Here is a 25,154-nt window from a genome sequence, read left to right as displayed (position 1 = left end):
GAGAGAAGGAAGAGGGTCAGTGCCTGAAATGCCGAACCCCGGTGAAGACCATCGCAATGCCATGGTCGTCGGCAGCCTTGATGACATCGTCGTCACGCATCGAACCGCCGGGCTGGATGACTGCCGTGGCGCCAGCCTCGACAGCAGCAAGCAAGCCATCAGCAAAGGGGAAGAATGCGTCGGAGGCGACGACTGAGCCCTTGGTCAGCGGTTCGGCATGACCAGCGGCCTCGGCAGCATCGAGCGCCTTGCGTGCTGCAATGCGCGAAGAATCGACACGGCTCATCTGGCCAGCGCCGATGCCGACGGTGGCACGGTTCCTGGCGTAGACGATCGCGTTGGACTTGACGTGCTTGGCGATGCGGAACGCGAATTTCAGGTCTTCCATTTCGGCATCGCTCGGCGCACGCTTGGTGACGACCTTGAGGTCGAGATCGTCGATGACGGCGTTGTCGCGGTTCTGCACGAGAAGTCCGCCCGCCACGGATTTCACGATTGTGCCGGCCTGTCGTGGATCCGGTAGGCCGCCGGTGACCAGCAGGCGCAGGTTCTTCTTTGCCGCGACAATCGCGGCCGCCTCTTCGGAGGCTTCGGGTGCGATGATTACCTCGGTGAAGGTCTTGACGATCTCCTCCGCAGCGTCCGCGTCGAGCAGGCGGTTCAGTGCGACGATGCCGCCGAAGGCCGAGACCGGATCGCAGGCCAGCGCCTTGAGATAGGCCTCCTTCAAGGAGGCACCTTCGGCGACGCCACACGGATTGGCGTGCTTGATGATGGCAACCGCCGCGGTGCGAGCCGGATCGAACTCGCCGGTCAGTTCGAAGGCTGCGTCGGTGTCGTTGATGTTGTTGTAAGATAGCTGCTTGCCCTGGAGCTGGCGTGCCGTGGCAACACCCGGCCGTCTGTCGCCATTGACATAGAATCCGGCTGACTGATGCGGGTTCTCGCCATAGCGCATGACGCTTTCCAGACGTCCGCCGAAGGCGCGCCAGGTCGGCTGCTCGATCTTCAATTCGTCGGCGAACCAGCCGGAAATGGCGGCGTCGTAGGCTGCTGTCCGGGCGAAGGCTTTTGCTGCGAGCTTCTTGCGGAAATCCAGCGGCAGCGCACCGCCGTTGGCGGCGAGCGTTTCCAATACGGCGGCATAGTCTTCCGGCTCGGTGACGATGGCGACATAGGCATGGTTTTTGGCCGAGGCGCGCACCATGGCCGGGCCGCCTATGTCGATGTTCTCCACGATCGCGGCATAGGCGGCGCCGGAGGCGCGGACCTGTTCGAAGGGGTAAAGATTGACCACGACGAGATCGATCGGCTGGATGGCATGGTCGCGCATGGCGGCGACATGTTCGGGATCGTCGCGTACGCCGAGCAATGCACCATGGACCGAGGGGTGCAATGTCTTGACGCGGCCGTCCATGATTTCGGGAAAGCCGGTGAGCTCGGAGACGTCACGCACCGTGATGCCGGCAGCAGCAATCGACTTGGCCGTGCCGCCCGTCGAAATCAAGTCGACGCCGGCCTTTGCAAGCGCCGCTGCGAAGTCGACCAGACCGGTCTTGTCGGAAACGGAAAGCAGGGCGCGGCGAACCGGAACGAGATCCGGTGCGGGAATGTTCTTGGCGGCGACGGCCATGGCGGGCGGCCTTTCTGCGGGCTGAGGAAGATGGCCCGGGCCGTAGCACAAGGAGGCTCAAAATCAAGCGCGGCGGAGGCTGGAAAGTGAGTCCGCGACAAACTCAGGCGGGGAACGCGTCCATCTTGTCACGCCAGAGGGCCAAGCGCTCTTTCAGCGCCGCGCCTTCAGGTTGCGCATCCTCGTCGAAACGTTCGAGCACTGTGACGTCAATGGCATCCTGACCGTACCGATTATATACGGCCTGCAGCTCGGCGGCACGATGGCTACCCAGCCGCAGCGTAAACCACAGTCGGTTCGGCATCGCCTCGAGATCCGGTGAATGGCCGATCCAGCGCTGCCCTGTTTCAGCACAGGTCAGTGCGTAGATGCCCGCCGGTGCCTCTCGTTTCTTGTAGGCTGCGATGGCAGCTTTCTTGTCGATGTTGCCCATGATCAAAACCTTTCGAAGCCGCATGTAAGAGTATGGCCCGCTCCTGTCAATTATACCCGGGTAATATTTGACAGCGTGGCGCAAACGGTGCATGAAACAGGCAAAGGAGAGTTCGATGCCTCTATCGTTGACTGCCGCCTGTGCCGCGTTTCAGGGCGGGCGCCTCGTTGCCAGCGGACCGCTTGTCGACGTGGCGCTGGCCGTTAATGCGCTTCATGGTGGAGATGTACTGGTCTTTGATGACGCAACCGGTGCCGTCATCGACCTCGATCTGCGTGGTTCAGACGCCGAGATCGTTGCACGGCTGGCGGAGCGGTTTCGACCGGTGGAGCCCGCTACATCCTTTGCCGAGGATCGGTCCAACGCGGACGCGCCGGATGCTGGAGCCCGCGGCCGCGGACGACCCAAACTCGGCGTGGTGGCACGCGAAGTCACGTTATTGCCGCGGCAATGGGAGTGGCTTGCGACGCAGCCGGGCGGTGCTTCGCAAGCGCTACGTCGACTCGTCGATTCTGCTCGCCGCACCGAGGGCAATGAGAGTGTCCAGCGCGCGCGGCGCGAAGCGGCCTACCGATTTCTTTCGGCCATGGCCGGAAATCTGCCCGGATTCGAAGAGGCGTCAAGGGCACTGTTTGCCGGCGATGCTGACAGTTTTACCGGCAAGATGGCGGATTGGCCGGCCGACATTCGAAATCATGCCCTGAAGCTCGCGAGACATGCGCAATAGAAGTCCCTTGTCGCGTTTCGCCGGATTTGCCTGAAAAAGAGTGGGGGACACTTCCGGAGAAAACGGAAACGCTGAGGCAAGTCGCCTGAAGCTTCAATTTCTGGTTGTAAAACCGGTAGGGCCTGTGCGTACGAATTGCCAATGCACTTCCGCCAAGCTCGTGGCCTGGAAATGCAACACGATCTGTCGGCTGCGACGCGGACCGGCAATGCCCGCGAAGAAGATCGATTCCTCGACTTCGGGCTGCACCTGCGGCGAGATGAATACCCAGATGTCGCCGCCTTCAGCAGCCAGCACCAGTCGGTCGTGTTCGTCGCGGAAGAGGTTGGCATCGGGATGGATATGGAAACGGACCGCGACGGCGTCGCGGCCATCGCCACGTGTTGCGCTGCTGCCGGCTTGCAGGAAACGGTCGCGGCCGGTCAGGACATTGCCATTTGCCGAAAGCACCAGTTCGCGTTCGTGCAGGATGCCGAAACGTTGCGCATAACCATCGTGGCGGGCAACGAAGCCTTGGCGGCTGCCATCGTCGAGACGCTCGCTGGATACTTTGCGCGGCCCGCCTAGCAAGGGTGAACCCGGCAGGCCACCGACGCGCATCGACAGGGCGAAACGCGCCGATGACGTGTCGTTGAGGGTTGCCGTGGAATGCGCGGCTGTGGCGCGCGCCAAGGGGCGGAACTCAGCGGCGCCGTAGGTGTCGACGCCGGCGTTGACGATGTAGTGCTGGCGTCCCGACGACAGCTCGAACGACAGGCAGCCGGCATGGGCCGAGTTGGACACATCGATCGGCGGCGGAACGCCCGTGTCGGCAATCACCGTCACGTCGCCCATGGATAGCCGCTCATAGCCGGAATAGGGCGCATGCAAGAGAGGCGCTCCGACGGTGTCGTCATGGCGCAGGATCGCGGCGATGCGGTCCTGGATAGTCGCGCCCATGCCGTTGAACCGGGCGAGGCTGCCGTCATGGTGTCGGAAGAAACGCAGCGCGGGAAGCATGCGGTCAATGGCGCCGATCAATCCTGCCGGCGGCGTCTCGGCCTGATTGGCATAGGTCTGGCGCAGCGGCAACAGGTCCGCCAGGATTTCGAGCACCGTCAGCGGATTGCGCGAGATATGACCGCCGTCGGGAAGGATCTGGCGGTCGAGTTCCTCGCCGAGATTGCGGGTTGCCGAACGTAGCGCAGAGGCCGGTGCAGGCAGGGATAATGCAGCGAAGGCCAGCGCGACCCGAGCACGCAGCCTGTCCTTGCCGTCCGGCATTTCGCGCGCCATGGAGCGCAGATAACGGATCTGGACCGCCAGCGATTTCAGGAAGGCGCGATAGAATGGAAACTCCGCCCCCTGCAACACGACGGAGGAGTGCTGCTGCCAGGCAATGATGCGTTTTGCCGTCGTGCCTGGATCCCAGGCTGCGCCGGTTATGCGATTGCCATGCTGGACAATCCAGTCGGAGACCAGCGCGCGGGCATTGGCGGCGGCGAGATCGGTACCAGCTGCGCGCATGTGACGTAGCCAGCGGAAGCCATGCAAAGAGCGCACCCAGCCGATATGAGCGACATCGAGCTGGAACGGCGACAAGCCGCCGGTTTCGATCAGGTGGCCGGAGAGAGGGAAACGACCGTAGTAGATCTCATGGGCGATCTGGGGATCGGCCAGCCTGAGATCCGGTGGCGCGATCAGGACACGTTCGGGTGTACGGCCCGAATAACGCCAACGATAGATCGGCCCTGCGCGCAGGCGCCGGCGCGCCTTGCGCCAAAACTCCTTCGCGACGAGCGTCCACAGACGCGTCGTGTCGTCGGCAACCAGTGCCAAAAAACCTCCTCGATTATCCCATCCGCGCGTGTGAATTACAGGATTCAGCACTATCCTTGAAAGCAAATTCCGCCGAAAGCCCACAGATCAGGGTAGCGCCATACCATTTTTGGAGGTTTCGCGGATATTTTGCCGCGACATCAAGCGCAAGAGCGCGATCAAGGCTTTTTACGGAAGCGCGCGGCAAAGAACCCGTCGAGGCCGGAAATTGCCGGATTGCCGAGATCAAACCCATTTGGAGTGGTGCGTAGCGAGCCTTGTACCGTCACGAAAGGTCCAATGCCAGGCACTTCGCCCGGCCGGATCGGGTCATCTGCAACGTCCGCCCCTTCGGCCAGGAAATCGCGATGCAATTCCTCCCCTTCCAGCGGATCCAGCGAGCAGTTGGAAAAGACAATGCAACCGCCGGGTTTGACCAGCATGGCAGCTTTCTCCAGCAGCCGGCGTTGCAGGCCGGCAAGCTTTTCGATGTCGGCCGGGGTCTTGGTCCACGGCACGTCGGGGTGGCGCCTGATTGTGCCGGTGGACGAGCAGGGTGCGTCCAGCAGCACCGCGTCGAAAAGTTCGCCCGGAGTGTAGTCGAACAGGTCGGATTGGACAACTTCCGCGCTCATGCCGAGCCGGTCGAGATTTTGCCTGAGCCGCGTCAGCCGGCTTTTCGACGTGTCGACTGCGGTGACTTTTGCACCGGCCAGCACCAGCTGTGCCGTCTTGCCGCCGGGAGCGGCGCAAAGGTCGGCCACGCGCTTACCGGCAATGTCGCCAAGCAGCCTGGCCGGCAGGGCGGCCGCAGCATCCTGCACCCACCAGGAGCCTTCGGCAAATCCCGGCAGTTCGGGGACCGGCGCATGCAGTTTTTCAACCCGCACCGTGCCCGTAGGCAAGACGATGCCGCCGAACCGTTCGGCCCAGAGTGCCGGATCGGCCTTGACGGTGAAGTCGACCGGTGCTTCGAGCCGATGCATGGCAAGGATGGCGCGCGCGACCTCATCGCCATAGGCATTGCGCAATCGATCGCTGAACCATGCCGGTGCATCGGCTGTCGCGGCGAGTGCCTGTGGCAACTCGGTATCCTTGGCGCGCACCAGCGCACGCAAGACACCGTTGACGAGGCCGGAAAAACGCGCGGTGCGCGGATCGGCCTTGGCGTGGGTGACGGCGAGATCGACGGCGGCGCTGTCAGGCACGTCCAGGAACAATATCTGTGCGGCTGCGACGTGGAGGATGTGCGAGAGCGTGGTCGCATTGGCCGGCAGCGGCTTTTCCAGGCGCCGCGCCAGCAGGCCGGCAATGGTCATGCGATAGCGCAGTGCCGTGACCAAAATAGCGCGCACCAGGGCACGGTCACGCCCATCGAGAGCACGGTATTGCGGATGCCCGTGTTCATTGTCGGTCAGTCCGTCGAGCGGCGTGCGGGCATCGACGACGGCGGCCAACAGCCTTGCCGCAGCTTGGCGGGCTGCCAGGCCGGGTGCTTGTGGTGCCGTGTCGAAACGATGAGAGCTCGGCTCGCGGGCAGCCCTGCCGCCTTGCTTCACGACCAGGGGCCTTTCGGCCCGGACGGATTGCGGCCCCAGGGATTGGATTTCGACGTGTCGGGCTGTCCCTCCGCATCCGGACGAGATGCGGAGCCACCCCACGGGCCAGCTGCGTCGGTCTGACCATGACGCGGTGATGAGGAAGCTTTCGGATAAGCCGTATCGCCGGTGTCGCGAGCCTGGCCCATCTGTACGGCGAGCGCCTGAAGCGCGGCGATACGGTTTTCCGTATTCGGGTGGGTGGAGAAGAGATTGTCCATGCGTTCGCCTGAAAGCGGATTGATGATAAAAAGATGGGCGGTCGCTGGATTGCGCTCGGCATCGTCGTTGCGGATGCGTTCGGCGCCGCGCGCGATCTTGTCAAGGGCGGATGCAAGCCAGAGTGGGTGGCCACAGATCTCGGCACCGCGCCGGTCGGCTTCATATTCGCGGGTGCGGCTCACCGCCATCTGCACGATCATGGCCGCGAAAGGCGCGACGATCATCGCCACCAGCACGCCGATGAAGCCGAGCGGGTTGTTGTTCTCGCGGTTGCCGCCAAAGAAGAAGGCGAAGTTGCCGAGCATGGAAATGGCGCCGGCAAAGGTCGCCACGATCGTCATGATGAGGGTGTCGCGATGCTGCACATGCGCCAGTTCATGCGCCATCACGGCGGCGACTTCCTCATGTGACAGGCGCTGCAGCAGCCCCGTCGAAGCCGCAACGGCAGCATTCTCGGGATTGCGGCCGGTCGCGAAGGCGTTGGGCTGATCGGTATCGATCAGATAGACGCGCGGCATGGGCAGGCCGGCATTGGCGGCAAGGCTCCTCACGATGGCGTAGAATTCCGGTGCGCTGCGTTCATCGACCTCGACGGCATGGTTCATCGACAGCACCATCTTGTCGGCATTCCAGTAGCTGAACAGGTTGGTGCCGGCTGCAATGATCAACGCGATCATCATGCCGCCGGAGCCGCCGATCAGGTAGCCGACACCCATGAACAGCGCCGTCATGGCGGCCAGAAGCATGGCTGTGCGCATCGTGTTCAAATGTTTCTCCATCGCCGGGCAAGGGTCGATCCCTGGCCTTGGTTTCGCTATATGATGGTAAGAAGCTCGAGCCGTTTCAATCCACGGGAAGAAAAGCATGTCGGACGAAAACCGCAAGACGCAGCAAATGCCGGCCGAAGCTGGCCGGGATAAGGCGCTGTCGCCGGCTGCCGAGCGCGCACTTGCGGAGGCGGAAAAGCGGCGTGAAGCCTACAAGCGCGCCGAAGCTGCGCTGCCCAAGGAGATCGGCGGCCGCGGCGGCAATGACCCCAACCGTTATGGCGATTGGGAAGTGAAGGGCCTGACCAGCGATTTTTGAGGCGGTCTCCCACAGGCGAAGTCGTTGAAGATCCGCCACATTGCAACCATGAATTGGTGAAAAATCCCGGAGGAAGTGGGCGGGTCGAAACTTGTACAGGAGAGCTCGATGCCATCCCTTCGTCCTACGGGAAAGATATTGCGGGTCGCCGCTGCGGTGTTCTTAAGCACAGCGATTGCATCGTCGCCTGCCTTTGCGGGCAACGGTAATGGCAATGGCGGAGGCAATGGTGGAGGAAACGGCGGCGGTCATGGCGGCGGCAAAGGAAATTCCGGCCATAGCGCCTCGGCATCCGGCGGCCAGAAGACGACAAAAGCGCATGGCCACAAGACAACCAAGGCGTCGACAGGCCAAAAGGTCACGAAGGCCTCGGTTTCTCCCAGCCAGAAGTTGACCAAGACCGTGCCTGCCAATGAACTCGGTTCACTGAACGGCTTCCTGCATGCCTCGCCGAAGGCCTATGCCAATGCCGCACCGAATTCGGCGATCGGTAAGGTGCGCACTTATGCCGGGCTGCTGCAGGACTATCTTTCGCCGCAGCCGGGCGTTACCCCGCCGACATTGGCTGAGGTGGCGGCCTCCCTCGATCTCGCTGCGAACAAGCCGCTTTCAACCAGCAGCATCGCGGCCGTGAACGCCAAGCTGCAGGCAAATGACCCCGCGCTCGCACAGTCGATCGAAAATTATTCCGGCGGCGCTCCTACATTGGCCGAAGCGATCGACGGCGCACTCTAGTTTCGGAACAGTTTGACTGTAAGGGCTCGCTTGAGCGGAAGCGGTGCTTGGACCGATCCGACACAGCGAGTGGCTGAATGAGATGCTTCTCCCCGGGTGCTTGGACCGCGCCAAGCCGGGGAGGTGCCGTTGGTTGCCGTGAGGACTTGGGGCACCAACCTTTACCCTGCATTTACTCTCGTTGCGGTTTGAGATCCCGGAAAGCCGGGCTTTTACCGGGTAATCACCAATCCTGGCACAGATGCCACGCTATCCGGCGGGAATCCTGCATTGCGGACATCAGGTTCGGCAGGACGGAGAAGGGCGATGGCATTGGGTAAATTCTTGTGGTTGTCCGGTCGCTTCGCACGGGACCGCGGCGGCAATTTCATTGTCATGGCAGGCGTCGTGTTGGCGGTGCTGGCAATGGCGGTCGGTTTTGCCGTCGATATCGGCCAGATGATGAATGCTCGCTCGGCACTGAGCAATGCCATCGATGCGGCGGTGACATCCACGGCGCGGGATCTCACCTCGGGAACTGCGACAGAGGAAGAGGCGGCTAAAGCCATCAAAGCCTATCTGAGTGCCAATAGCACCGGTGGCATCCTCTCCTATGACAAGATCGTGCTTAGCAAAGTAACGCTCGATCGCACCTCGCATACGCTCGAAGTGTCTGCTTACGTCGATGTACCGCTCTTCTTTCCTCTGTTCAGCTCAGAAAAGACGAGGCGCGTGTCCCAAACCGGCGCTGCCGTTTACTCCTTTCGACAGATCGAAGTGGCTATGATGCTCGACCTGACTGGATCGATGAACGAAGGTAACAAAATAGGCTCACTACAGACAGCAGCGACGAACGCGATCACAACAATCTTCCGCAATCAGGATCCATCGCGGCCACGGGTGCGTGTAGCGCTCGTGCCGTATGCGAATTCCGTTAAGGTTGGGAGCAGTCTCGCGACCAACTCCGTGTATGTCGAAACCTCTGTAGCCGAGCGTAGCAAACCGGCACCGAGCAACACTACACAACGCCCCCCTTCTTCCTCGATAAATCCCGGCTCCTGCGCGACCGAACGAAAGGGTGACTATCAATATTCCGATGTTGGGCCGGATGTCGCGATGGTCAAACGTGACTATTTGCTAAGCCAGTTTATTAAAAAAGGGAATCGTGGCGAGGGAACATTAGCTTGTCCAGACGCCGAATTGATGCCGCTTACTTCTGACGCGGCTGCACTCAAGGCAAGGATCGGATCCTTCGTTGCGTCCGGGGGTACGGCCGGACACATAGGCGTTCAATGGACATGGTACATACTATCCCCGAGTTGGGCTGGTGTGCTCGGAGAATCCCAGCGCCCAATGGCATTTGATCCGGCAAAGGTAGCAAAATATGCCATCCTTATGACCGACGGCGAATTCAATTTGTCTTATTTTGATGCCAGCGATGTCAGCCAAGTCTACAACGACCGAGGAAAAGTCGCCACGCGCGACTCCGCGAAGAGGCTGTGTTTGGAAATGAGGAAACAAGGCATCGAGATATTTACTATCGGCTTTGATCTCGATGAAGATAATGCCAGAGAAACGCTGCAGAATTGCGCAAGTCCAGATGCTGGTGGCATCAAGCATTTCTATGATGTCGCGACTGGTACTGAACTGGACAAGGCATTTCAGGCGATCGCCAACAACCTGCAGAAATTGGCGCTGACAAAGTAGTCAGTTCTCTGAATTGCGTTAGGGATGGAAATGGAAAAGGCCGCCACATCTTGCGATGGGCGGCCTTCCGTGGCTTTCGTCCAGGCGCGGCCCGTGGCCACGATCCCTTCGGACCGTGCGCCGCGCGTCTCGCGCTTCAACGGAGAGGCTGCTCTCCGTGAAGGCGATCCGCCGGGATCACGCTCTGGAAAACGAAATCACTCGACATCGGATCACCTCCTTTCAGTTCGTTGAACACGCACACAAGGTGGGGTGCTTTGGCGTAAAGCGCAAGTGCAATGCCGCAACAGTTTCACGCGGCCGCGACAAGGGCTGGAATTCCGGGCTTTGCCAGATGCAGAATATCAAAGACGGAGCCACATTCGGGTGTCCTTGCCGCCTCGGCGGATAGCCGGAAGCGTGACAGGCGCCAATTCGCCAGATCGATTGCCGTAACCGCTGCATAGGTGTCGGGCTGCTTGACGGCTGCGGTGTTGCGTTCGGCTTCGCTGCGTTTCAGCGCCGAAAAATCGGTGGCCGCATCGATCAGCACATCCTCACGATAGACGGAACGCGCGGTGGTGGCCGATCCGAGATGGATGTCGAGCGGCAGCCAGGTCTCGATGGCCGGCCGGCCGAAGCCGTCTATCACTTTCTGGAAGCGCTCCCCGGTGATGAAGTCGCCGGCAGCCTCGTCGTCCAGCCAGAGATAAAGCGAGGAATAGGCGCTGTTGACGGCGCCATTGACACCGCGCCGCTGCGCGATGAAAGCCTTGAAGCCAAGGCCCGGCGTATCATCCCAGTCCGGACCGAGACTTGCCGCCCGTTTGGCAATCCTGTCCGTCTCATAGTCGGCAGGGAGACGGTGAATGTACTGCATCATCAACATGGCTTTGCTCCTTCATTTGCAAGGAGCTTGTCATGGGTTGACGATTGTGAAAACATATCACGCAATATATCTATCATAAGATATGAAAATGATGGATCAGCCGCGGATACTCGATATCGATACGGTCCAAGCCTTCATGCTGGTTGCGGACCTCGGGAGTTTCACCCGCGCCGCCGAGGTGCTGGACACGTCGCAGGCGACCATCAGCCTGAAACTCAAGCGGCTGGAGACCCGGCTCGGCCATCGCCTGCTTGAGCGGACGCCGCGCCATGTCAGCCTGACTGCCCAGGGCGAGCGTTTCCTGCCGGCAGCGCGCAACCTTCTCGATGCGCACGAGCGCGCGCTATCGGGCCTCCAGCCGGCGCCACCCAGCCGGTTGACGCTCGGCATCAGCGACCATGTTGCGGGACCTGAACTGCCGCTCCTGCTGGCCAGACTGAATGCCTATGACCCATCGCTTGTGGTTGAGGTGCGCATCGCGTCGTCGCGCGAGGTGGTGGCCCGCTATGGCCATGGCGAACTGGATGCGGCGATCGCACGCCGCGGCGACGACAATGCCGATGGCGAGATCCTCTTCCGCGAGCCGTTTCGCTGGTTCGCATCGCCGTCTTTCCAGTACCGACCGGAAGAGCCGCTTAAACTGGCCGCATTGGCCGCGCCGTGCGGCTTTCGTGCGCTCGCCATCGATGCACTCGACGAAGCCGGTTTGCCATGGAGGGAGGCGTTTGTCGGCGGCGGCGTCCTGGCCCTCGGTGCGGCGGTCAGTGCCGGTCTGGCGGTGGCAGCTCTCGCTCAGAGGGTGGCGCCTGCCGGCGCGGTCGACGTCGGGGAGCGTTTCGGCCTGCCCTTGCTGGCGCCGCAGGATATCGTCCTGATGGCACGGCCGGGGCGCCGCGAAGCACGCGAAGTGGTGAAGGTTCTCGCCGCCGCTTTCAGGAGTGCTGCAGGGCGCTGACGGACCTTGGCGAAGCTCGCCAGCCGGCAAAGTTCATCTGACAGCCATGCTGGTCGGCTATGACGCGGTGCTGACGGAGAATTGAAGAATGAACCGCCCCGCTGACCGTGACGTCGACAAGATCTATCCGAGGCAGGAATTCGTTGCCAAGCTGCGCCGGCTGGCAGACTCGCTCGAAAGCGGGAAGAGATTCGAGATCAGCATCGGTGGCGAAAAGATCCGTGTTCCCGCGGGTGCGGTGGCCAGCATCGAACACGAGCGCGGTGAGGGCGAGGAAGAGATCGAGTTCCAGCTCAGATGGAGCCGTGAGAGCGCCGGAGACGAAAACGCCTCCGGCAAGTAGTTCGCTGCGACAGGATCGGAATGCTCAAGCTTTCTTGTTCTGTCGATTGTTCACCAGGTCGTCGACGACGGCTGGGTCGGCCAGTGTCGAAGTGTCACCCAGTGCACCGAAGTCGTCCTCGGCGATCTTGCGCAGGATTCGGCGCATGATCTTGCCGGACCGCGTCTTGGGCAGACCGGGCGCGAACTGGATCTTGTCGGGCGAGGCGATCGCGCCGATCTCCTTGCGCACATGCGCGATCAGTTCCTTGCGCAGGTCCTCGGTCGGTTCCACGCCCGCCATCAGCGTGACGTACGAATAGATACCCTGACCCTTGATGTCATGCGGATAGCCGACGACGGCCGCTTCCGAGACCTTGTCATGGGCGACCAGCGCCGACTCGACCTCAGCCGTGCCCATGCGATGGCCCGACACGTTGATGACGTCGTCGACGCGGCCGGTGATCCAGTAATATCCGTCCTCGTCGCGGCGGCAGCCGTCGCCGGTGAAATACTTGCCCTTGTAAGTCGAGAAGTAGGTCTGCACGAAGCGCTCATGGTCGCCATAGACCGTGCGCATCTGGCCCGGCCAGGAATCGGTGATGCACAGATTGCCGTCAGCTGCACCTTCCAGCACGTTGCCGTCATTATCGACAAGCTGCGGCTTGACGCCGAAGAACGGCCGCGTCGCCGAGCCGGCTTTGAGGTCGGTGGCACCAGGCAGCGGCGTGATCAGGATGCCGCCGGTCTCCGTTTGCCACCATGTGTCGACGATCGGGACTTTCTTGTCGCCGACGACGTTGAAATACCATTCCCAGGCTTCCGGGTTGATCGGTTCGCCCACGGAACCCAGCACGCGCAGGCTCTTGCGCGAAGTCTTCTTCACCGGCTCTTCGCCGGCACCCATAAGCGCGCGGATGGCGGTTGGAGCGGTGTAGAAGATGTTGACCTTGTGCTTGTCGACCACTTCCCAGAAGCGCGACACCGAAGGGTAGTTGGGCACGCCTTCGAACATCAGCGTGGTGGCGCCATTGGCGAGGGGGCCGTAGAGGATGTAGCTGTGCCCCGTCACCCAGCCGACATCGGCGGTACACCAGTAGATATCGCCATCGTGATAGTCGAAGACATATTGGTGCGTCATCGAGGCATAGACGAGATAGCCGCCGGTGGTGTGCAGGACGCCTTTGGGCTTGCCGGTCGACCCTGAGGTGTAGAGGATGAACAGCGGATCCTCCGCCTTCATCTTCTCCGGCTTGCATTCGGCTTTAACCGTCCTGACCTCGTCGTGATACCAGAGGTCGCGTCCTTCCACCCAGCCTATCTTGCCGCCGGTGCGGCGCACCACGACAACCGACTTGACAGCCGTCTTCTGCTTGGCGGCGATCTCGATCGCCTTGTCGGTGTTTTCCTTCAGCGGAATGCTCTTGCCGCCGCGCAGGCCCTCATCGGCCGTGATGACGAAGGTGGAGGCGGCGTCGACGATGCGGCCGGCCAGCGCGTCCGGCGAGAAACCGCCGAACACCACCGAATGGACGGCGCCGATGCGGGTGCAGGCCAGCATCGCATAGGCGGCTTCCGGGATCATCGGCATATAGATGGTGACACGGTCGCCCTTCTTGACGCCGTGCTTCTTCATCACATTGGCGAGCCGGCAGACATGCTCGTACAACTCGTTATAGGTGATCTTCTTATCGTCGTAGGGGTTGTCGCCCTCCCAGATGATCGCGACCTGATCGCCGCGTTTCTTCAGGTGCCGGTCGATGCAGTTATGCGAGACGTTCAGCTGTCCGTCCTCAAACCACTTGATCGACACCTTGCCGTCGAAGGAGGTGTTCTTGACCTTGGTGTAGGGCTTGAACCAGTCGAGGCGCTTGCCGTGCTTGCCCCAGAATTTGTCCGGATTTTTCACGCTCTCCGCGTACCATTTCACATACGTCTCGTTGTCGATCAGCGCATGCTTCTTCCAAGCTGGTTGAACGCGGTGGACCTTCGCCTCGGTCATGTTTTGGTCTTCCTCCTGAAATCGGCCGCCGGGTGGCAGTACCTGCGGCCCGCGGGCCGCGAAAATCGCGGGCATTATTATCAGTTCGGACGTTACGGCAATATTAGACATTGGGTTTGCCTGCCCGTAACAGAAAATTGCGTGCGACCACACACGGTTAGGTCGAACCGAAGCGCGGTTCGCACGTTTAAAGGCATGGTTAACGTTCGAGGCGCACAGTTTTTTCCGGGAGGACCGGCAGAGGTGTGTTGAGGCTCAGCACACCTGAGATCAACTTGCGAGGGCTGCGATGCGCGACCACTCCGAACTGGAACTTCTGCTCAAGGGATATGGACTGACCACGGCCCGCATCCTCTACCATTATCCCGACCACCCGCATCTGCTGCAGACCTATGTCTGGCAGGACTACGACATCGCTCCGAAATTCCCGGTGCTGGGTGCTTTCATCATGTTCTGGCGCGAGAAACTCGAAGGGCCGCTGCATTCGGTATGTTTCACGCATCAGAAGCTGGTCGCGACAAACGAATGGCGCAAGGTGGACGGCGAGATTCTCCTGCACTGATCGGTTCTAAAGGCGACTAGTCCTACAAGCGGGTTAGGATCGCAGCGCGGTCGCAGATCGGCGCCAGGATTCGACCGCCGCATCTGTGCGTTTCCATCCATGAATCTGCCCTTGCGGAAATCTCCTTGACAAAAGAGAGGAGAATGAATGTCATGCGGTCAATTGGTCAGGCCAATTGACCGCATTGCCTGTACTTGACCACAAGGGAGGAGGTGGGCGCTGTGCCCATCGAGACGATCGTGCCGCGTCGGCTCTACCGCCAGGTAGCCGACCAACTCAGGCAGCTCTTCGACAGCGGCGAATTCGTCGTCGGCGACCGTTTGCCGCCGGAGCGCGAATTGGCGGAGCGGATGGGCATCTCACGTCCCACCATTCGTGAGGCCCTGATCGCGCTGGAGGTCGAAGGCAGAGTGCGCATTCGGGTCGGATCGGGGATTTATGTCGTCGAGCCGCCGCCCGTTCCGCCGGCCCCGACCTCCGGCGAAGGTCCTTTCGAGTTGCTGCGGGCACGGGAATTTCTCGAAAGCGCGATCGCCGAAGAGGCGGCTCGGCTGGCGAAGCCCGCTGATGTGGCCGCCCTCGATGAAATCCTGGAGAAGATGGCAAGCAAGGCCAATCCCGATCATGTGACGATCGCCCTCGATCGCGCGTTTCACATAGCCATCGCAACAATTCCGGGCAATGCGGTGCTGGTACGCGTCGTTGGGGAACTGTTCGACCAACGCCTGACGCCGTTTTTCGAACGGCTATCGAGCTACTTCGAGGATCCAACGACCTGGCAGGCGGCGGTGGAGGAGCACCGCCATATCCGTGATGCGATCGCCGCGGGTGATACGGTTCGTGCCAAGGCTGCGATGCAAAACCACCTGGGCAGATCCCAGGAGCGTTTCTCGAAGAGTTTCAGCAAATCCAAACCGAGAACGACGCCGGAAGGCGCGCTCTCCAGACAGACCGTATGAGGATCAGCCAGCAGACCAGCAACTTCCGGGGAGGAGGAGAAATGACCTATCGTCTGACGACAATATTCGCCGCCGCGATCGCGCTTGCCCTTTCGGCACCGGCCGCGCTCGCGCAGACAGTGCTCAAATGGGCGCATGTCTACGAGACATCCGAACCGTTCCACACCGAGTCCGTATGGGCCGCTGAGGAAATCGCCAAACGCACCGAAGGCCGCTACAAGATAGACGTCTTTCCTGCCTCACAACTCGGCAAGGAAGCCGATATCAACCAAGGCCTGACGCTGGGCACGGTCGACATCATCATATCCGGCTCCAGCTTTGCTGCGCGGGAATACGCTCCGATCGGCGTTACCTATTTTCCCTTCATCTTCCGCGATGCCGACCACCTGCTCAAATATACCAAGAGCGATACCTATAAGGCGCTGACCAAGGGCTATGAGGAGAAGTCCGGTCACCATATCGCTGCGACAACCTATTACGGGACGCGGCACACGACTTCGAACCGGCCGATCGCCAAATGTGCCGACATGCAAGGACTGAAGATACGCGTGCCCGATGTGCCGGCCTATCTCGCCATGCCGCGTGCTTGTGGGGCCAACACTGCCCCGATCGCCTTCGCGGAAGTCTACCTGGCCCTGCAGAACGGCACGGTCGAGGCGCAGGAGAACCCGCTCACCACGATCGAGGCGAAAAAATTCTACGAGGTGCAGAAGAACATCGTCCTGACGGGGCACATCGTCGATCATCTGAACACGATTGTCTCGCAGTCCCGCTGGGCATCGTTGTCTGATGAGGACAAGGCGATCTTCACCGAGGTGCTGCAGGAAGCCGCTGCGCGCGCCACCGCCAAGATCGTGGCCCGCGAAAAAGAGCTTGTGCAGGTGTTCAAGGATCGCGGCCTGTCGGTGACCGAGGTCGACCGTGCCGACTTCGAGAAGAACGTGATGGAAAAAGTCACTTTCGAGGAGTTCGGCTACAACAAGGCCGACTGGGAGGCCATCCGCGCAATCCAATAGATGTCACCTTCTGCCGCCCGGCGCGAGCCGGGCGGTTTTGACCCCTTGCCACCAGAGCGATTCGTTTTTCATGGAAACGCGGAAATGCTCTACCCCTTTGTTCTACGCAGTTCCGGACGGAAAACCGACACGTTCGCGCTGGGATTGCTCTAAGCTTCGGAGCGGCGCCGATGGCCCAGGAACATCATACGCAGATCACGACCGAGGAGATCGCCCAGGCCTTCGAGGAGGAGTCGGCTCCGGTCGACCTGTCAGGCCGCGGCCTCGAAGACTGGATCACTCTTGCAGTGTTCTGGGGCATGGTGGCTTGCGTCTTTCTCCAGTTTTTCACCCGCTATGCCTTAAACAACAGCCTGGCTTGGACCGAGGAGATCGCAATCAATGCGCTGGTGGTCGTCGTCTTCATGGGAGCGGCCATGTGCGTTCGAACGTCGCGTCACATCCATGTGGACGTGCTCTACCATTACCTGCCACAGCGCGTCGGACGAGGGCTCGCGATCTCCGTCGACATCATCCGTGTGGCATTCTTTACCTACGCTGCCTGGCTGATGTGGCGCTACGTGGCGATCGTGGCCCGCGAACGCATGGTCACAGTCGACCTGCCGCGCCGCTGGTTCTTCTACCTGGTATTGGCCGGTTTCGTTCTGATGCTGGTGCGCTCGATCCAGGTCCTCATCGGCAACTATCGCCGTGGCTATTCGGTGCTCGAACGGCCGGAAGCGTTCGAAACCACAGGGGTGTGAGCCATGCTGCTGTTGGTTGGAGGTTTCCTGCTTCTGATGCTAATCGGCGTGCCCGTTGCTGTCTCCATGGCGGTAGCGTCGGTGCTCTATCTCATCATCTATGGCGTCGCGCCGGACATCATCGCGGCGCAGCGCATGATCGCAGGTGTGGAAAGCTTTCCCCTGCTCGCCGTGCCGTTCTTCATCCTCGCCGGCAATCTGATGAACATCGCCGGTGTTACGGGCCGGATCTATTCCTTCGCATTGGCCCTTGTCGGCTGGATGAAAGGCGGGCTGGCACAGGTCAACATCATCGGCTCCGTGATCTTCTCGGGCATGTCAGGCACGGCTCTGGCCGATGCGGCCGGCATCGGCACGATCGAGATCAAGGCGATGAAGGACCATGGCTATCCGGTTGAGGCCGCAGTCGGCGTCACGGCTGCGTCCGCAACGCTTGGACCGATCTTTCCGCCATCGCTGCCTTTCGTGATCTACGGCATGATGGCGAATGTTTCGATCGGCGCGCTGTTCATGGCAGGCGTATTGCCGGGCATCGTCATGACCCTGCTGATGATGATCACCGTAGCGATCTTCGCTTACAAACGCGGCTGGGGCTCCGATACGCCATTTTCCATTCGCAGGCTCGTGGAGGCGAGCGTCGAGGTCCTGGTCGTCCTGGCCTTCCCGGTGATGGTCTATCTCCTGGTGCTGGCCGGCCTGTCGGTCAATCTGGCGGTGGGCATCGCCTTGATCCTGCTCGTGGCCGCCGACTGGTACTTCGACTTTTCGGCGGTGATGGCGTTGATGACGCCGATCATCCTGATCGGGGGCATGACGATGGGCTGGTTCACGCCGACCGAAGCAGCAATGGCGGCGGTCATCTGGTCATTGTTTCTCGGGCTGGTCCGCTACCGTACCATGACATTGCCCTTGCTCGCCAAAGCCAGCCTCGACACGATCGAGACCACCGCGTCGGTGCTGTTCATCGTGACGGCGGCTTCGATCTTCGCGTGGCTGCTGACCGTCAGCCAGGCCGCGCAGCTGTTTTCCGGCTTCATCTTCGGACTGACCGAGAACAAGTGGGTGTTCCTGATCCTGGTCAACGTGCTGATGCTGGTGGTCGGCTGCTTCCTCGACACGATCGCCGCGATCACCATCCTGGTACCGATCCTTTTGCCTGTGGCGGTGGTTTACGGCATCGATCCGGTGCATTTCGGGCTGATCATGACGCTTAACCTGATGATAGGCCTGTTGCACCCGCCGCTCGGCATGGTGCTGTTCGTGCTGTCGCGAGTCGCCAAATTGTCGGTGGAACGCACCACCATGGCGATCCTGCCCTGGCTGGTCCCCTTGGTCATCGCGCTGCTCCTGATCACCTTCATTCCTCAAATCACGCTGTGGTTGCCAACGCAGATGGAGCTTATCCGGTGAATTCCACACAAGCCGCTACATTGTTCGGTCCCGAGGATCTTCGCGTCGTCGAGCGCGACCTCGGAGCGCTGCCGCCGGGGATGGTGCGTGTCCGTTTCCGCGCCGGCGGCATCTGCGGCTCGGACATGCACTATTTCCGCCACGCCCGTACCGGCGATTTCATCGTGACATCGCCGCTCGTCCTGGGCCACGAGGTGGCGGGGGAAGTGGTCGAGATCGACGGCAACGCCGACGGCCTCGCCATCGGCGATCATGTAGCCGTAAACCCGTCCCGCTGGTGCGGGACATGTGTGCGCTGTCGTGAAGGCCGGCCCAACCTTTGCGAGAATATCTATTTCATGGGCTCGGCTTCCAAGACCCCGCATATGCAGGGTGGGTTCTCCGGTCTGTTCGACGCGACGCCCGCTCAATGCGTGAAGGTGCCGAAGGATCTGCCTTTTGCCGCAGCTGCATTGGCCGAGCCGCTGGCGGTTGCGTTGCATGCCGTGGCGCGCGCCGGAGATGTCCGGGGCCGACATGTCGCGCTGTTCGGGGCCGGGCCGATCGGGCTGCTCACGATGCTGGCTGCCCGGCTTGCAGGCGCCGGTCAGATTACCATGGTCGACATCGCGGCTCAGCCACTGGCCTTTGCCAAGACACTGGGAGCCGATCGCGTGGTGGACACCGGCGCCGGGGAAGCCAGCCTGGGCGAAGTCGCGGCTGGAAATCCCATCGATGTCGCGCTGGAGGTTTCGGGTACCGCCGCCGGGCTTGCATCGGCGATACGGACGGTGCGGCGAGGCGGGACGGTCGTTCCGATCGGAAACCTTCCGGGAGGCGAAATCCCGGTCCCGGCAAATGCCATCATGGCCAAGGAACTCGACGTGAGAGGCACTTTCCGCTTTGGCGAAGAGTTCCAACAGGCGGTCGGACTGATCGTATCCGGCGCAGTCGACGTGCAGCGTCTGGTCACGGCGACCCGACCGCTCGCCGAAGCGCCGGACGCTTTCAGGCTCGCACTGGACCGAACCCGCAGCATCAAGGTCATCCTCTCCGGCGATTGACAACGGCTTCGGCGGCTCTATCACAAGCCTAGCAGGAAGCGTGCGACGACCAATCGAATCCCGCTGCTGGCCGATTGGCCTTCTGCCGGGGGCAGCCTTTGTTGCACCTTCCGAATCAATATTTTTAAGAGGGTGCTATGAAAACCAAGATGCTCGCAGGCGTGGCCTTGGCCACTTTGATGGCTTTTGCATCGACTGCCCGGGCCGACATCGTCATCGGCCTTGTCGCGCCGTTGACCGGTCCGGTTGCCGCCTATGGCGATCAGGTCAAGAACGGCGCCGAAGCTGCCGTGGAAGTCATCAACAAGGACGGCGGTATCAAGGGTGAGAAGGTCGTGCTGAAGCTCGCCGACGATGCCGGCGATCCGAAGCAAGGCGTTTCAGCCGCCAACCAGCTGGTTGGCGAAGGCGTCAAGTTCGTCGTTGGCCCGGTCACCTCGGGTGTCGCCATGGCGGCCTCCGACGTGTTCGCCGAAAACGGCGTGCTGATGGTGACGCCGACCGCAACGTCGCCGGACCTGACCAATCGTGGGCTGACCAATGTCCTGCGCACCTGCGGTCGTGACGACCAGCAGGCGGAAGTGGCGGCCGCCTACGTCGTGAAGAATCTGAAGGACAAGAAGGTCGCGATCGTCGACGACAAGGGCACCTACGGCAAGGGTCTCGCAGACTCCTTCAAGAAGGCGATCAATGCCGGCGGTATCAAGGAAGTCAGCCACAATTCGCTGACCCCCGGTGAAAAGGATCTGTCGGCCCTGGTTACGCGCCTGAAGTCGGACGGCGCTGAAGTGATCTACTTCGGCGGCTATCACCCTGAGGGTGGCCTGCTTGCCCGCCAGCTCGCCGATGCCGGTGTGAAGGCGCTGATCATCGGCGGCGAAGGCCTGTCCAACACCGAATATTGGGCAATCGGCAACCAGGCGGCTGCCGGCACGCTGTTCACCAACGCAACCGACGCACTGAAGAACCCAGACTCGGCCCAGGCAGTCGAAGCGCTCAAGGCCAAGGGTATTCCGGCCGAAGCTTTCACGCTCAATGCCTATGCAGCCGTTCAGGTGCTGAAGGCAGGAATCGAGAAGGCCGGCAAGGACGATCCAGCAGCCGTCGGCACCGCGCTCAAGGGTGGCGAGGCCATTGCGACCGCTATCGGCAAGCTGACCTATGGCGAGACCGGCGACCTGACCAGCCCGAGCTTCTCACTGTTCAAATGGGAAGACGGCAAGATCGTCGCGGCGGAGTAAGCCAGTCGACTTCTTGAAATGGAAAGGCCGGGAAATTCCCGGCCTTTCTTTTGTGATCTTGCCGCCAGGGGTGTGCTACCTGTGGCCGAAGATGGCCGAGCCAACTCGTACCGAACTCGCCCCGAAGGCCACGGCCAGTTCATAGTCGCCGGACATGCCCATCGACAGTTTTTCGAGGCCCGCCTCGCGGGCGAGTTTTTCCAGAAGCGCAAAATGCGGGCCGGGGTTCTCGTCGGCCGGTGGGATGCACATCAACCCCTCGATGACGAGACCATGCACGTCGCGGCAGCGCTTGACGAAAGCCACGGCCTCCTTCGGCTCGATACCGGCCTTCTGCGGTTCCGAGCCGGTGTTGACCTGCACATAGAGCCTTGGCGCCTTGCCCTGCCGGGTGATTTCCTTCGCCAGTTCCGACGCGATCTTTTCGCGGTCGACCGTCTCGATGACATCGAACAGCGCGACCGCTTCCTTGGCCTTGTTGGATTGCAGCGGGCCGATCAGGTGGAGTTCGATACCGGGGAATTCCAGGCGTAACGCTGGCCATTTGCCTTGCGCTTCCTGCACACGGTTCTCGCCGAAGACACGCTGGCCGGCGGCGAGTACCGGGCGGATGGCGTCGGCGTCGAAGGTCTTGGAAACGGCGACGAGGGTCACGGCGTCGGCCTGCCGGCTCGCTTCGCGCTCCGCCGCAGCGATTCTCGCCTTCACCGTTTCGAGTTGCTGAACCGCGTCACTCATGTGCCAACCTGTCCTGATCCTGCTGTTTTTGCCGGGCCTTGAGACCCATATGGTTGACGGGTTACCGAAAGCATGGTGAAGACCCGGACCATGTCCTTGAACTGCCGGACCACCGGCGGTTTCCCGCATGCTTTGTAAGTGAAAAACCGGCCATGGCAACCGAACGATACAATCCCCGCGCAGCAGAGCCCAAGTGGCAGAAGGCATGGGACGAGGCCAAGCTCTTCGAAACGAAGAACGACGACCCGCGGCCGAAATACTACGTGCTCGAGATGTTCCCCTACCCATCGGGGCGCATCCATATGGGCCATGTGCGCAACTATACGATGGGCGATGTCGTGGCGCGCTGGCGCCGGGCCATGGGCTACAACGTGCTGCATCCGATGGGCTGGGACGCGTTCGGCCTGCCGGCGGAAAACGCAGCGCGCGACAACAAGGTCAATCCGCGCGACTGGACCTACAAGAACATCGAGACGATGAAGGGCCAGCTGAAGACTATGGGGCTCTCGCTCGACTGGGCGCGCGAGATCGCGACCTGCGACCCGAGTTATTACAGGCATCAGCAGAAGATCTTCCTGGATTTCTGGAAGTCCGGCCTGGTCGAGCGCAAGTCGGCCAAGGTCAACTGGGATCCGGTCGACATGACGGTGCTGGCCAATGAACAGGTGATCGACGGGCGCGGCTGGCGCTCCGGCGCGCCCGTGGAACAGCGCGACCTGACGCAGTGGTTCTTCAAGATCACCTCGATGAGCCAGGACTTGCTCGACGGGCTGGACACGTTGGACAAGTGGCCTGAAAAGGTCCGCGTCATGCAGGCCAACTGGATCGGCCGCTCCGAGGGCTTGCTGGTCCGCTGGGCACTGGCCAATCCGCCAGCCGGCGAAACCGAACTCGAAGTCTACACGACACGCCCGGATACGATCTTCGGTGCCTCCTTCATGGCGATTGCCGCGGACCATCCGCTGGCCAAGAAGGTCGCCGCGGGCAATCCGGAACTTGCCGCCTTCATCGAGGATGTGCGCCATATGGGCACGTCGGCGGCGGCGCTCGAAACGGCTGAGAAGAAGGGCTTCGATACGGGGCTGCGCGTCGTCCATCCGTTCGACGAGAACTGGACGCTGCCGGTCTATGTCGCGAATTTCGTGCTGATGGACTACGGCACGGGTGCGATCTTCGGCTGCCCGGGCCACGATCAGCGCGACCTCGACTTCGCCAACAAATATGGCCTGCCGGTCACCCCGGTGGTGCTGCCTGACGGCGCCGACGCCGCCAGCTTCCACATCACGGAAGAAGCCTTCGTCGACGACGGCGCGATGATCAATTCGCGTTTCCTCGACGGCATGCGTTTCAAGGAAGCTTTCGACGAAGTGGCGACCAGGTTGTCCGGCGTGACGATCGGCAATCGGCCACAGGCCGAACGCAAGGTGCAGTTCCGCCTGCGCGACTGGCTGATCTCGCGCCAGCGCTATTGGGGCTGCCCGATCCCGGTCATCCATTGCGAGGCCTGCGGCGCTGTGCCGGTACCGGCAAAGGATCTTCCGGTCGAGCTGCCGACCGACGTCACCTTCGACAAGCCTGGCAATCCACTCGACCACCATCCGACCTGGAAGCATGTCGGGTGCCCGCAATGCGGCAAGCCGGCGCGGCGTGACACCGATACCATGGACACCTTCGTCGATTCGTCCTGGTATTTCGCGCGCTTCACCGATCCTTGGAATGAAAAGGCGCCGACCACGCTCGACTATGTCGATGGCAAGAACGGCTGGCTGCCGGTCAGGCAGTATATCGGCGGCATCGAGCATGCGATCCTGCACCTGCTTTATTCGCGCTTCTTCACGCGGGCCATGCAGGTGACTGGCCACGTCAATGAGGTGAAGGAGCCGTTCGAAGGCATGTTCACCCAAGGCATGGTGGTGCACGAGACCTATCGTGCAGGTACCGGGCCGAATGCGTATTGGGTCCAGCCCGTTGACGTGAACATCGTTGATGTCGACGGCAAGCGCAGCGCCACGCTGATTGCGGATGGCAGCCCGGTCGAGATCGGTGCGATCGAGAAGATGTCGAAGTCGAAGAAGAACGTCGTCGATCCCGACGACATTCTTGCGAGCTATGGCGCCGATACGGCTCGCTGGTTCATGTTGTCGGATTCGCCGCCGGAGCGCGACGTGATCTGGACCGAGGCCGGTGTGGAAGGGGCGCACCGTTTCGTGCAGCGCATCTGGCGGCTGGTATCGGAGACGGCACCAGCGTTGGCCGGCATTGAAGGAGCTGCCGCAACAGAAGGAGAGGCGTCGGCGCTTTCGAAGTCTGTCCACAAAACCGTGAAGGCGGTCGGTGAGGATATCGAGCGCCTGGGCTTCAACAAGGCCGTGGCACGTCTCTACGAACTGGTCAACACGATCCAGCCCGCGGCGACCGCACAGGTCGAAGGCAGGGGTGACAAGGCGAGCGCAGCGGCGCTGCGCGAGGCCGTCGAGGCGCTTGTCGTGATGATTGCTCCGATGATGCCGCATCTGGCGGAAGAATGCTGGTCGACACTGGGTGGCGAGGGCTTTGTCGCGAATCAGCCCTGGCCACGCTTTGATCCGGCACTGGTGGTCGACAACGATGTCGTCTATCCGATACAGATCAATGGCAAGAAGCGCGGCGATTTGACAATCGCCCGCGACGCAGACCAAGCTCAGGTCGAACAGGCCGTCATGGCACTGGACTTCGTACAGAAGGCGCTCGAGGGCAAGGCGCCGCGCAAGGTGATCGTCGTGCCCCAGAGGATCGTCAATGTCGTTGCCTGACACTCGCAAGACAGCGGCTGCGTTTGCGCGTCGCGCCGCGCTTTTAGGCCTGTTTGGCGGCATGGCGCTGGTTTCTGCCTGCCAGGTCAGGCCGCTCTACTCGAACCAGCCGCTCTCGACTGGTTCGACCGTGAGCGCGCGCGAGGAACTCGCATCGATCGCCGTGAAGCCGGTTTCTTCGCGGTATGCTCAGCAGGTTCGCAACAATCTGATCTTTGCTCTGACCGGCGGTGCCGAACGGACGACGACGCCCGCTTATTCGCTGACGCTCGGTGTCACGGAACAGGTGATCTCGACGGCGAGCATCCAGGTTGCGAAAGACCAGGACCAACCGACTGCCGGCAGTGTCATCATGACGGCCGCCTACACGCTGACAGACGCCAAGACGGGCAAGACAGTGGCCAATGGCCAGCGCTCAATCACTTCGTCTTTCGACCGGCCTGGGCAGGAATTCGCCACCTATCGTGCGCAGATCGATGCCGAAAATCGCGCGGCCCGCGAACTCGCCGAACTGCTGCATATGGCACTGGCGCAGGATCTGGCCAAGCCCGGCGCCAAGTAGCCGGCGCCGCCGGAAGGCGTTGAAG

23 protein-coding genes are annotated in these 25,154 nt (G+C 61.5%); 15 read left to right on the top strand and 8 right to left on the bottom strand.

Annotation, left to right across the window (positions count from 1 at the left end; translation table 11 throughout):
- Nucleotides 1–16 precede the first annotated feature (16 nt).
- Together purH and L4923_RS04360 are read right to left on the bottom strand one after the other, a co-directional pair.
- Nucleotides 17–1,633, bottom strand: coding sequence for a bifunctional phosphoribosylaminoimidazolecarboxamide formyltransferase/IMP cyclohydrolase (purH, locus tag L4923_RS04365; protein WP_239362326.1), 1,617 nt, complete (start codon nt 1,631–1,633; stop codon nt 17–19).
- 103 nt (nt 1,634–1,736) lie between these two features.
- Nucleotides 1,737–2,066: a GIY-YIG nuclease family protein gene (locus tag L4923_RS04360; protein ID WP_239362325.1), complete on the bottom strand. Its 330-nt coding sequence runs from the start codon at nt 2,064–2,066 to the stop codon at nt 1,737–1,739.
- Between the two features lie 115 nt (nt 2,067–2,181).
- Here L4923_RS04360 and L4923_RS04355 point away from each other — a divergent pair, with 115 nt between their 5' ends.
- Nucleotides 2,182–2,793, top strand: a complete 612-nt coding sequence (locus tag L4923_RS04355) for a DUF2239 family protein (RefSeq protein WP_239362324.1) — start codon at nt 2,182–2,184, stop codon at nt 2,791–2,793.
- 93 nt (nt 2,794–2,886) lie between these two features.
- Here L4923_RS04355 and L4923_RS04350 read toward each other — a convergent pair whose 3' ends face one another.
- From L4923_RS04350 to htpX, 3 genes are all read right to left on the bottom strand, one after another.
- Nucleotides 2,887–4,611 carry a heparinase II/III family protein gene (locus L4923_RS04350; protein ID WP_239362323.1) on the bottom strand — a complete coding sequence of 575 codons (1,725 nt, stop codon included), beginning with the start codon at nt 4,609–4,611 and terminating at the stop codon, nt 2,887–2,889.
- A gap of 158 nt (nt 4,612–4,769) precedes the next feature.
- The gene (locus L4923_RS04345; RefSeq protein WP_275448260.1) at nt 4,770–6,155 is read right to left on the bottom strand and encodes an RsmB/NOP family class I SAM-dependent RNA methyltransferase; all 1,386 of its coding nucleotides are present in this window, start codon (nt 6,153–6,155) and stop codon (nt 4,770–4,772) included.
- Entirely contained in the window at nt 6,146–7,177 is a 1,032-nt protein-coding gene (gene htpX, locus L4923_RS04340) for a zinc metalloprotease HtpX (protein ID WP_239362321.1), read from the bottom strand. Before htpX ends, L4923_RS04345 begins: the two co-directional genes overlap by 10 nt.
- Before the next feature lie 97 nt (nt 7,178–7,274).
- On the opposite strand from htpX, the gene L4923_RS04335 reads away from it, so the two are divergent.
- The 3 genes from L4923_RS04335 to L4923_RS04325 all read left to right on the top strand — a co-directional run bounded on the left by L4923_RS04335 (nt 7,275) and on the right by L4923_RS04325 (nt 9,917).
- Nucleotides 7,275–7,496 (top strand): DUF1674 domain-containing protein, encoded by a 222-nt coding sequence (locus L4923_RS04335; RefSeq protein ID WP_239362319.1) that lies wholly within the window; start codon nt 7,275–7,277, stop codon nt 7,494–7,496.
- Between the two features lie 108 nt (nt 7,497–7,604).
- Entirely contained in the window at nt 7,605–8,231 is a 627-nt protein-coding gene (locus L4923_RS04330; RefSeq protein ID WP_239362317.1) for a hypothetical protein, read from the top strand.
- 306 nt (nt 8,232–8,537) lie between these two features.
- Complete coding sequence (locus L4923_RS04325; RefSeq protein ID WP_239362314.1) at nt 8,538–9,917, top strand: pilus assembly protein; 1,380 nt, start codon at nt 8,538–8,540, stop codon at nt 9,915–9,917.
- A gap of 292 nt (nt 9,918–10,209) precedes the next feature.
- On the opposite strand, the gene L4923_RS04320 is transcribed toward L4923_RS04325, so the two are convergent.
- Nucleotides 10,210–10,785, bottom strand: coding sequence for a DUF4865 family protein (locus L4923_RS04320; protein WP_239362311.1), 576 nt, complete (start codon nt 10,783–10,785; stop codon nt 10,210–10,212).
- 88 nt (nt 10,786–10,873) lie between these two features.
- Between L4923_RS04320 and L4923_RS04315 the strand changes: the two genes are divergently transcribed.
- Entirely contained in the window at nt 10,874–11,740 is an 867-nt protein-coding gene (locus L4923_RS04315) for a LysR family transcriptional regulator (RefSeq protein ID WP_343302650.1), read from the top strand.
- Nucleotides 11,741–11,828: 88 nt separating this feature from the next.
- Nucleotides 11,829–12,083: an amphi-Trp domain-containing protein gene (locus L4923_RS04310; RefSeq protein ID WP_239362309.1), complete on the top strand. Its 255-nt coding sequence runs from the start codon at nt 11,829–11,831 to the stop codon at nt 12,081–12,083.
- A gap of 24 nt (nt 12,084–12,107) precedes the next feature.
- Here L4923_RS04310 and acs read toward each other — a convergent pair whose 3' ends face one another.
- Complete coding sequence (gene acs / locus L4923_RS04305) at nt 12,108–14,063, bottom strand: acetate--CoA ligase (RefSeq protein ID WP_239362307.1); 1,956 nt, start codon at nt 14,061–14,063, stop codon at nt 12,108–12,110.
- Between the two features lie 289 nt (nt 14,064–14,352).
- On the opposite strand from acs, the gene L4923_RS04300 reads away from it, so the two are divergent.
- The 7 genes from L4923_RS04300 to L4923_RS04270 all read left to right on the top strand — a co-directional run bounded on the left by L4923_RS04300 (nt 14,353) and on the right by L4923_RS04270 (nt 21,037).
- Entirely contained in the window at nt 14,353–14,625 is a 273-nt protein-coding gene (locus L4923_RS04300; protein ID WP_239362306.1) for an usg protein, read from the top strand.
- Nucleotides 14,626–14,846: 221 nt separating this feature from the next.
- Nucleotides 14,847–15,584 carry a FadR/GntR family transcriptional regulator gene (locus L4923_RS04295; RefSeq protein ID WP_239362305.1) on the top strand — a complete coding sequence of 246 codons (738 nt, stop codon included), beginning with the start codon at nt 14,847–14,849 and terminating at the stop codon, nt 15,582–15,584.
- 41 nt (nt 15,585–15,625) lie between these two features.
- A complete protein-coding gene (locus L4923_RS04290; protein ID WP_239362304.1) occupies nt 15,626–16,600 on the top strand; it encodes a sialic acid TRAP transporter substrate-binding protein SiaP in 975 nt (324 codons plus the stop codon).
- 170 nt (nt 16,601–16,770) lie between these two features.
- Nucleotides 16,771–17,343 (top strand): TRAP transporter small permease, encoded by a 573-nt coding sequence (locus L4923_RS04285; RefSeq protein WP_239362303.1) that lies wholly within the window; start codon nt 16,771–16,773, stop codon nt 17,341–17,343.
- Between the two features lie 3 nt (nt 17,344–17,346).
- Nucleotides 17,347–18,753: a TRAP transporter large permease gene (locus L4923_RS04280; RefSeq protein WP_239362302.1), complete on the top strand. Its 1,407-nt coding sequence runs from the start codon at nt 17,347–17,349 to the stop codon at nt 18,751–18,753.
- On the top strand, nt 18,750–19,796 hold the full coding sequence (locus L4923_RS04275) for an L-idonate 5-dehydrogenase (RefSeq protein ID WP_239362301.1): 1,047 nt from the start codon (nt 18,750–18,752) through the stop codon (nt 19,794–19,796). Before L4923_RS04280 ends, L4923_RS04275 begins: the two co-directional genes overlap by 4 nt.
- Before the next feature lie 137 nt (nt 19,797–19,933).
- Nucleotides 19,934–21,037, top strand: a complete 1,104-nt coding sequence (locus L4923_RS04270) for a branched-chain amino acid ABC transporter substrate-binding protein (protein ID WP_239362300.1) — start codon at nt 19,934–19,936, stop codon at nt 21,035–21,037.
- Between the two features lie 75 nt (nt 21,038–21,112).
- Here L4923_RS04270 and L4923_RS04265 read toward each other — a convergent pair whose 3' ends face one another.
- A complete protein-coding gene (locus tag L4923_RS04265) occupies nt 21,113–21,775 on the bottom strand; it encodes a YggS family pyridoxal phosphate-dependent enzyme (RefSeq protein WP_239362299.1) in 663 nt (220 codons plus the stop codon).
- Between the two features lie 152 nt (nt 21,776–21,927).
- On the opposite strand from L4923_RS04265, the gene leuS reads away from it, so the two are divergent.
- Both leuS and L4923_RS04255 read left to right on the top strand, forming a co-directional pair.
- Entirely contained in the window at nt 21,928–24,567 is a 2,640-nt protein-coding gene (gene leuS / locus L4923_RS04260) for a leucine--tRNA ligase (protein WP_239362296.1), read from the top strand.
- Nucleotides 24,554–25,129, top strand: coding sequence for an LPS assembly lipoprotein LptE (locus tag L4923_RS04255; RefSeq protein ID WP_239362294.1), 576 nt, complete (start codon nt 24,554–24,556; stop codon nt 25,127–25,129). Before leuS ends, L4923_RS04255 begins: the two co-directional genes overlap by 14 nt.
- The last annotated feature ends 25 nt before the right edge of the window (nt 25,130–25,154 follow it).

The sequence above is a fragment of the Terribium retamae genome, from assembly GCF_022347545.1.
GTDB classification, from domain to species: Bacteria; Pseudomonadota; Alphaproteobacteria; order Rhizobiales; family Rhizobiaceae; genus Mesorhizobium; species Mesorhizobium retamae.
The sequence above is the reverse complement of the archived record's forward strand: the minus strand, read 5'-3'. Positions and strand labels throughout refer to the sequence as shown.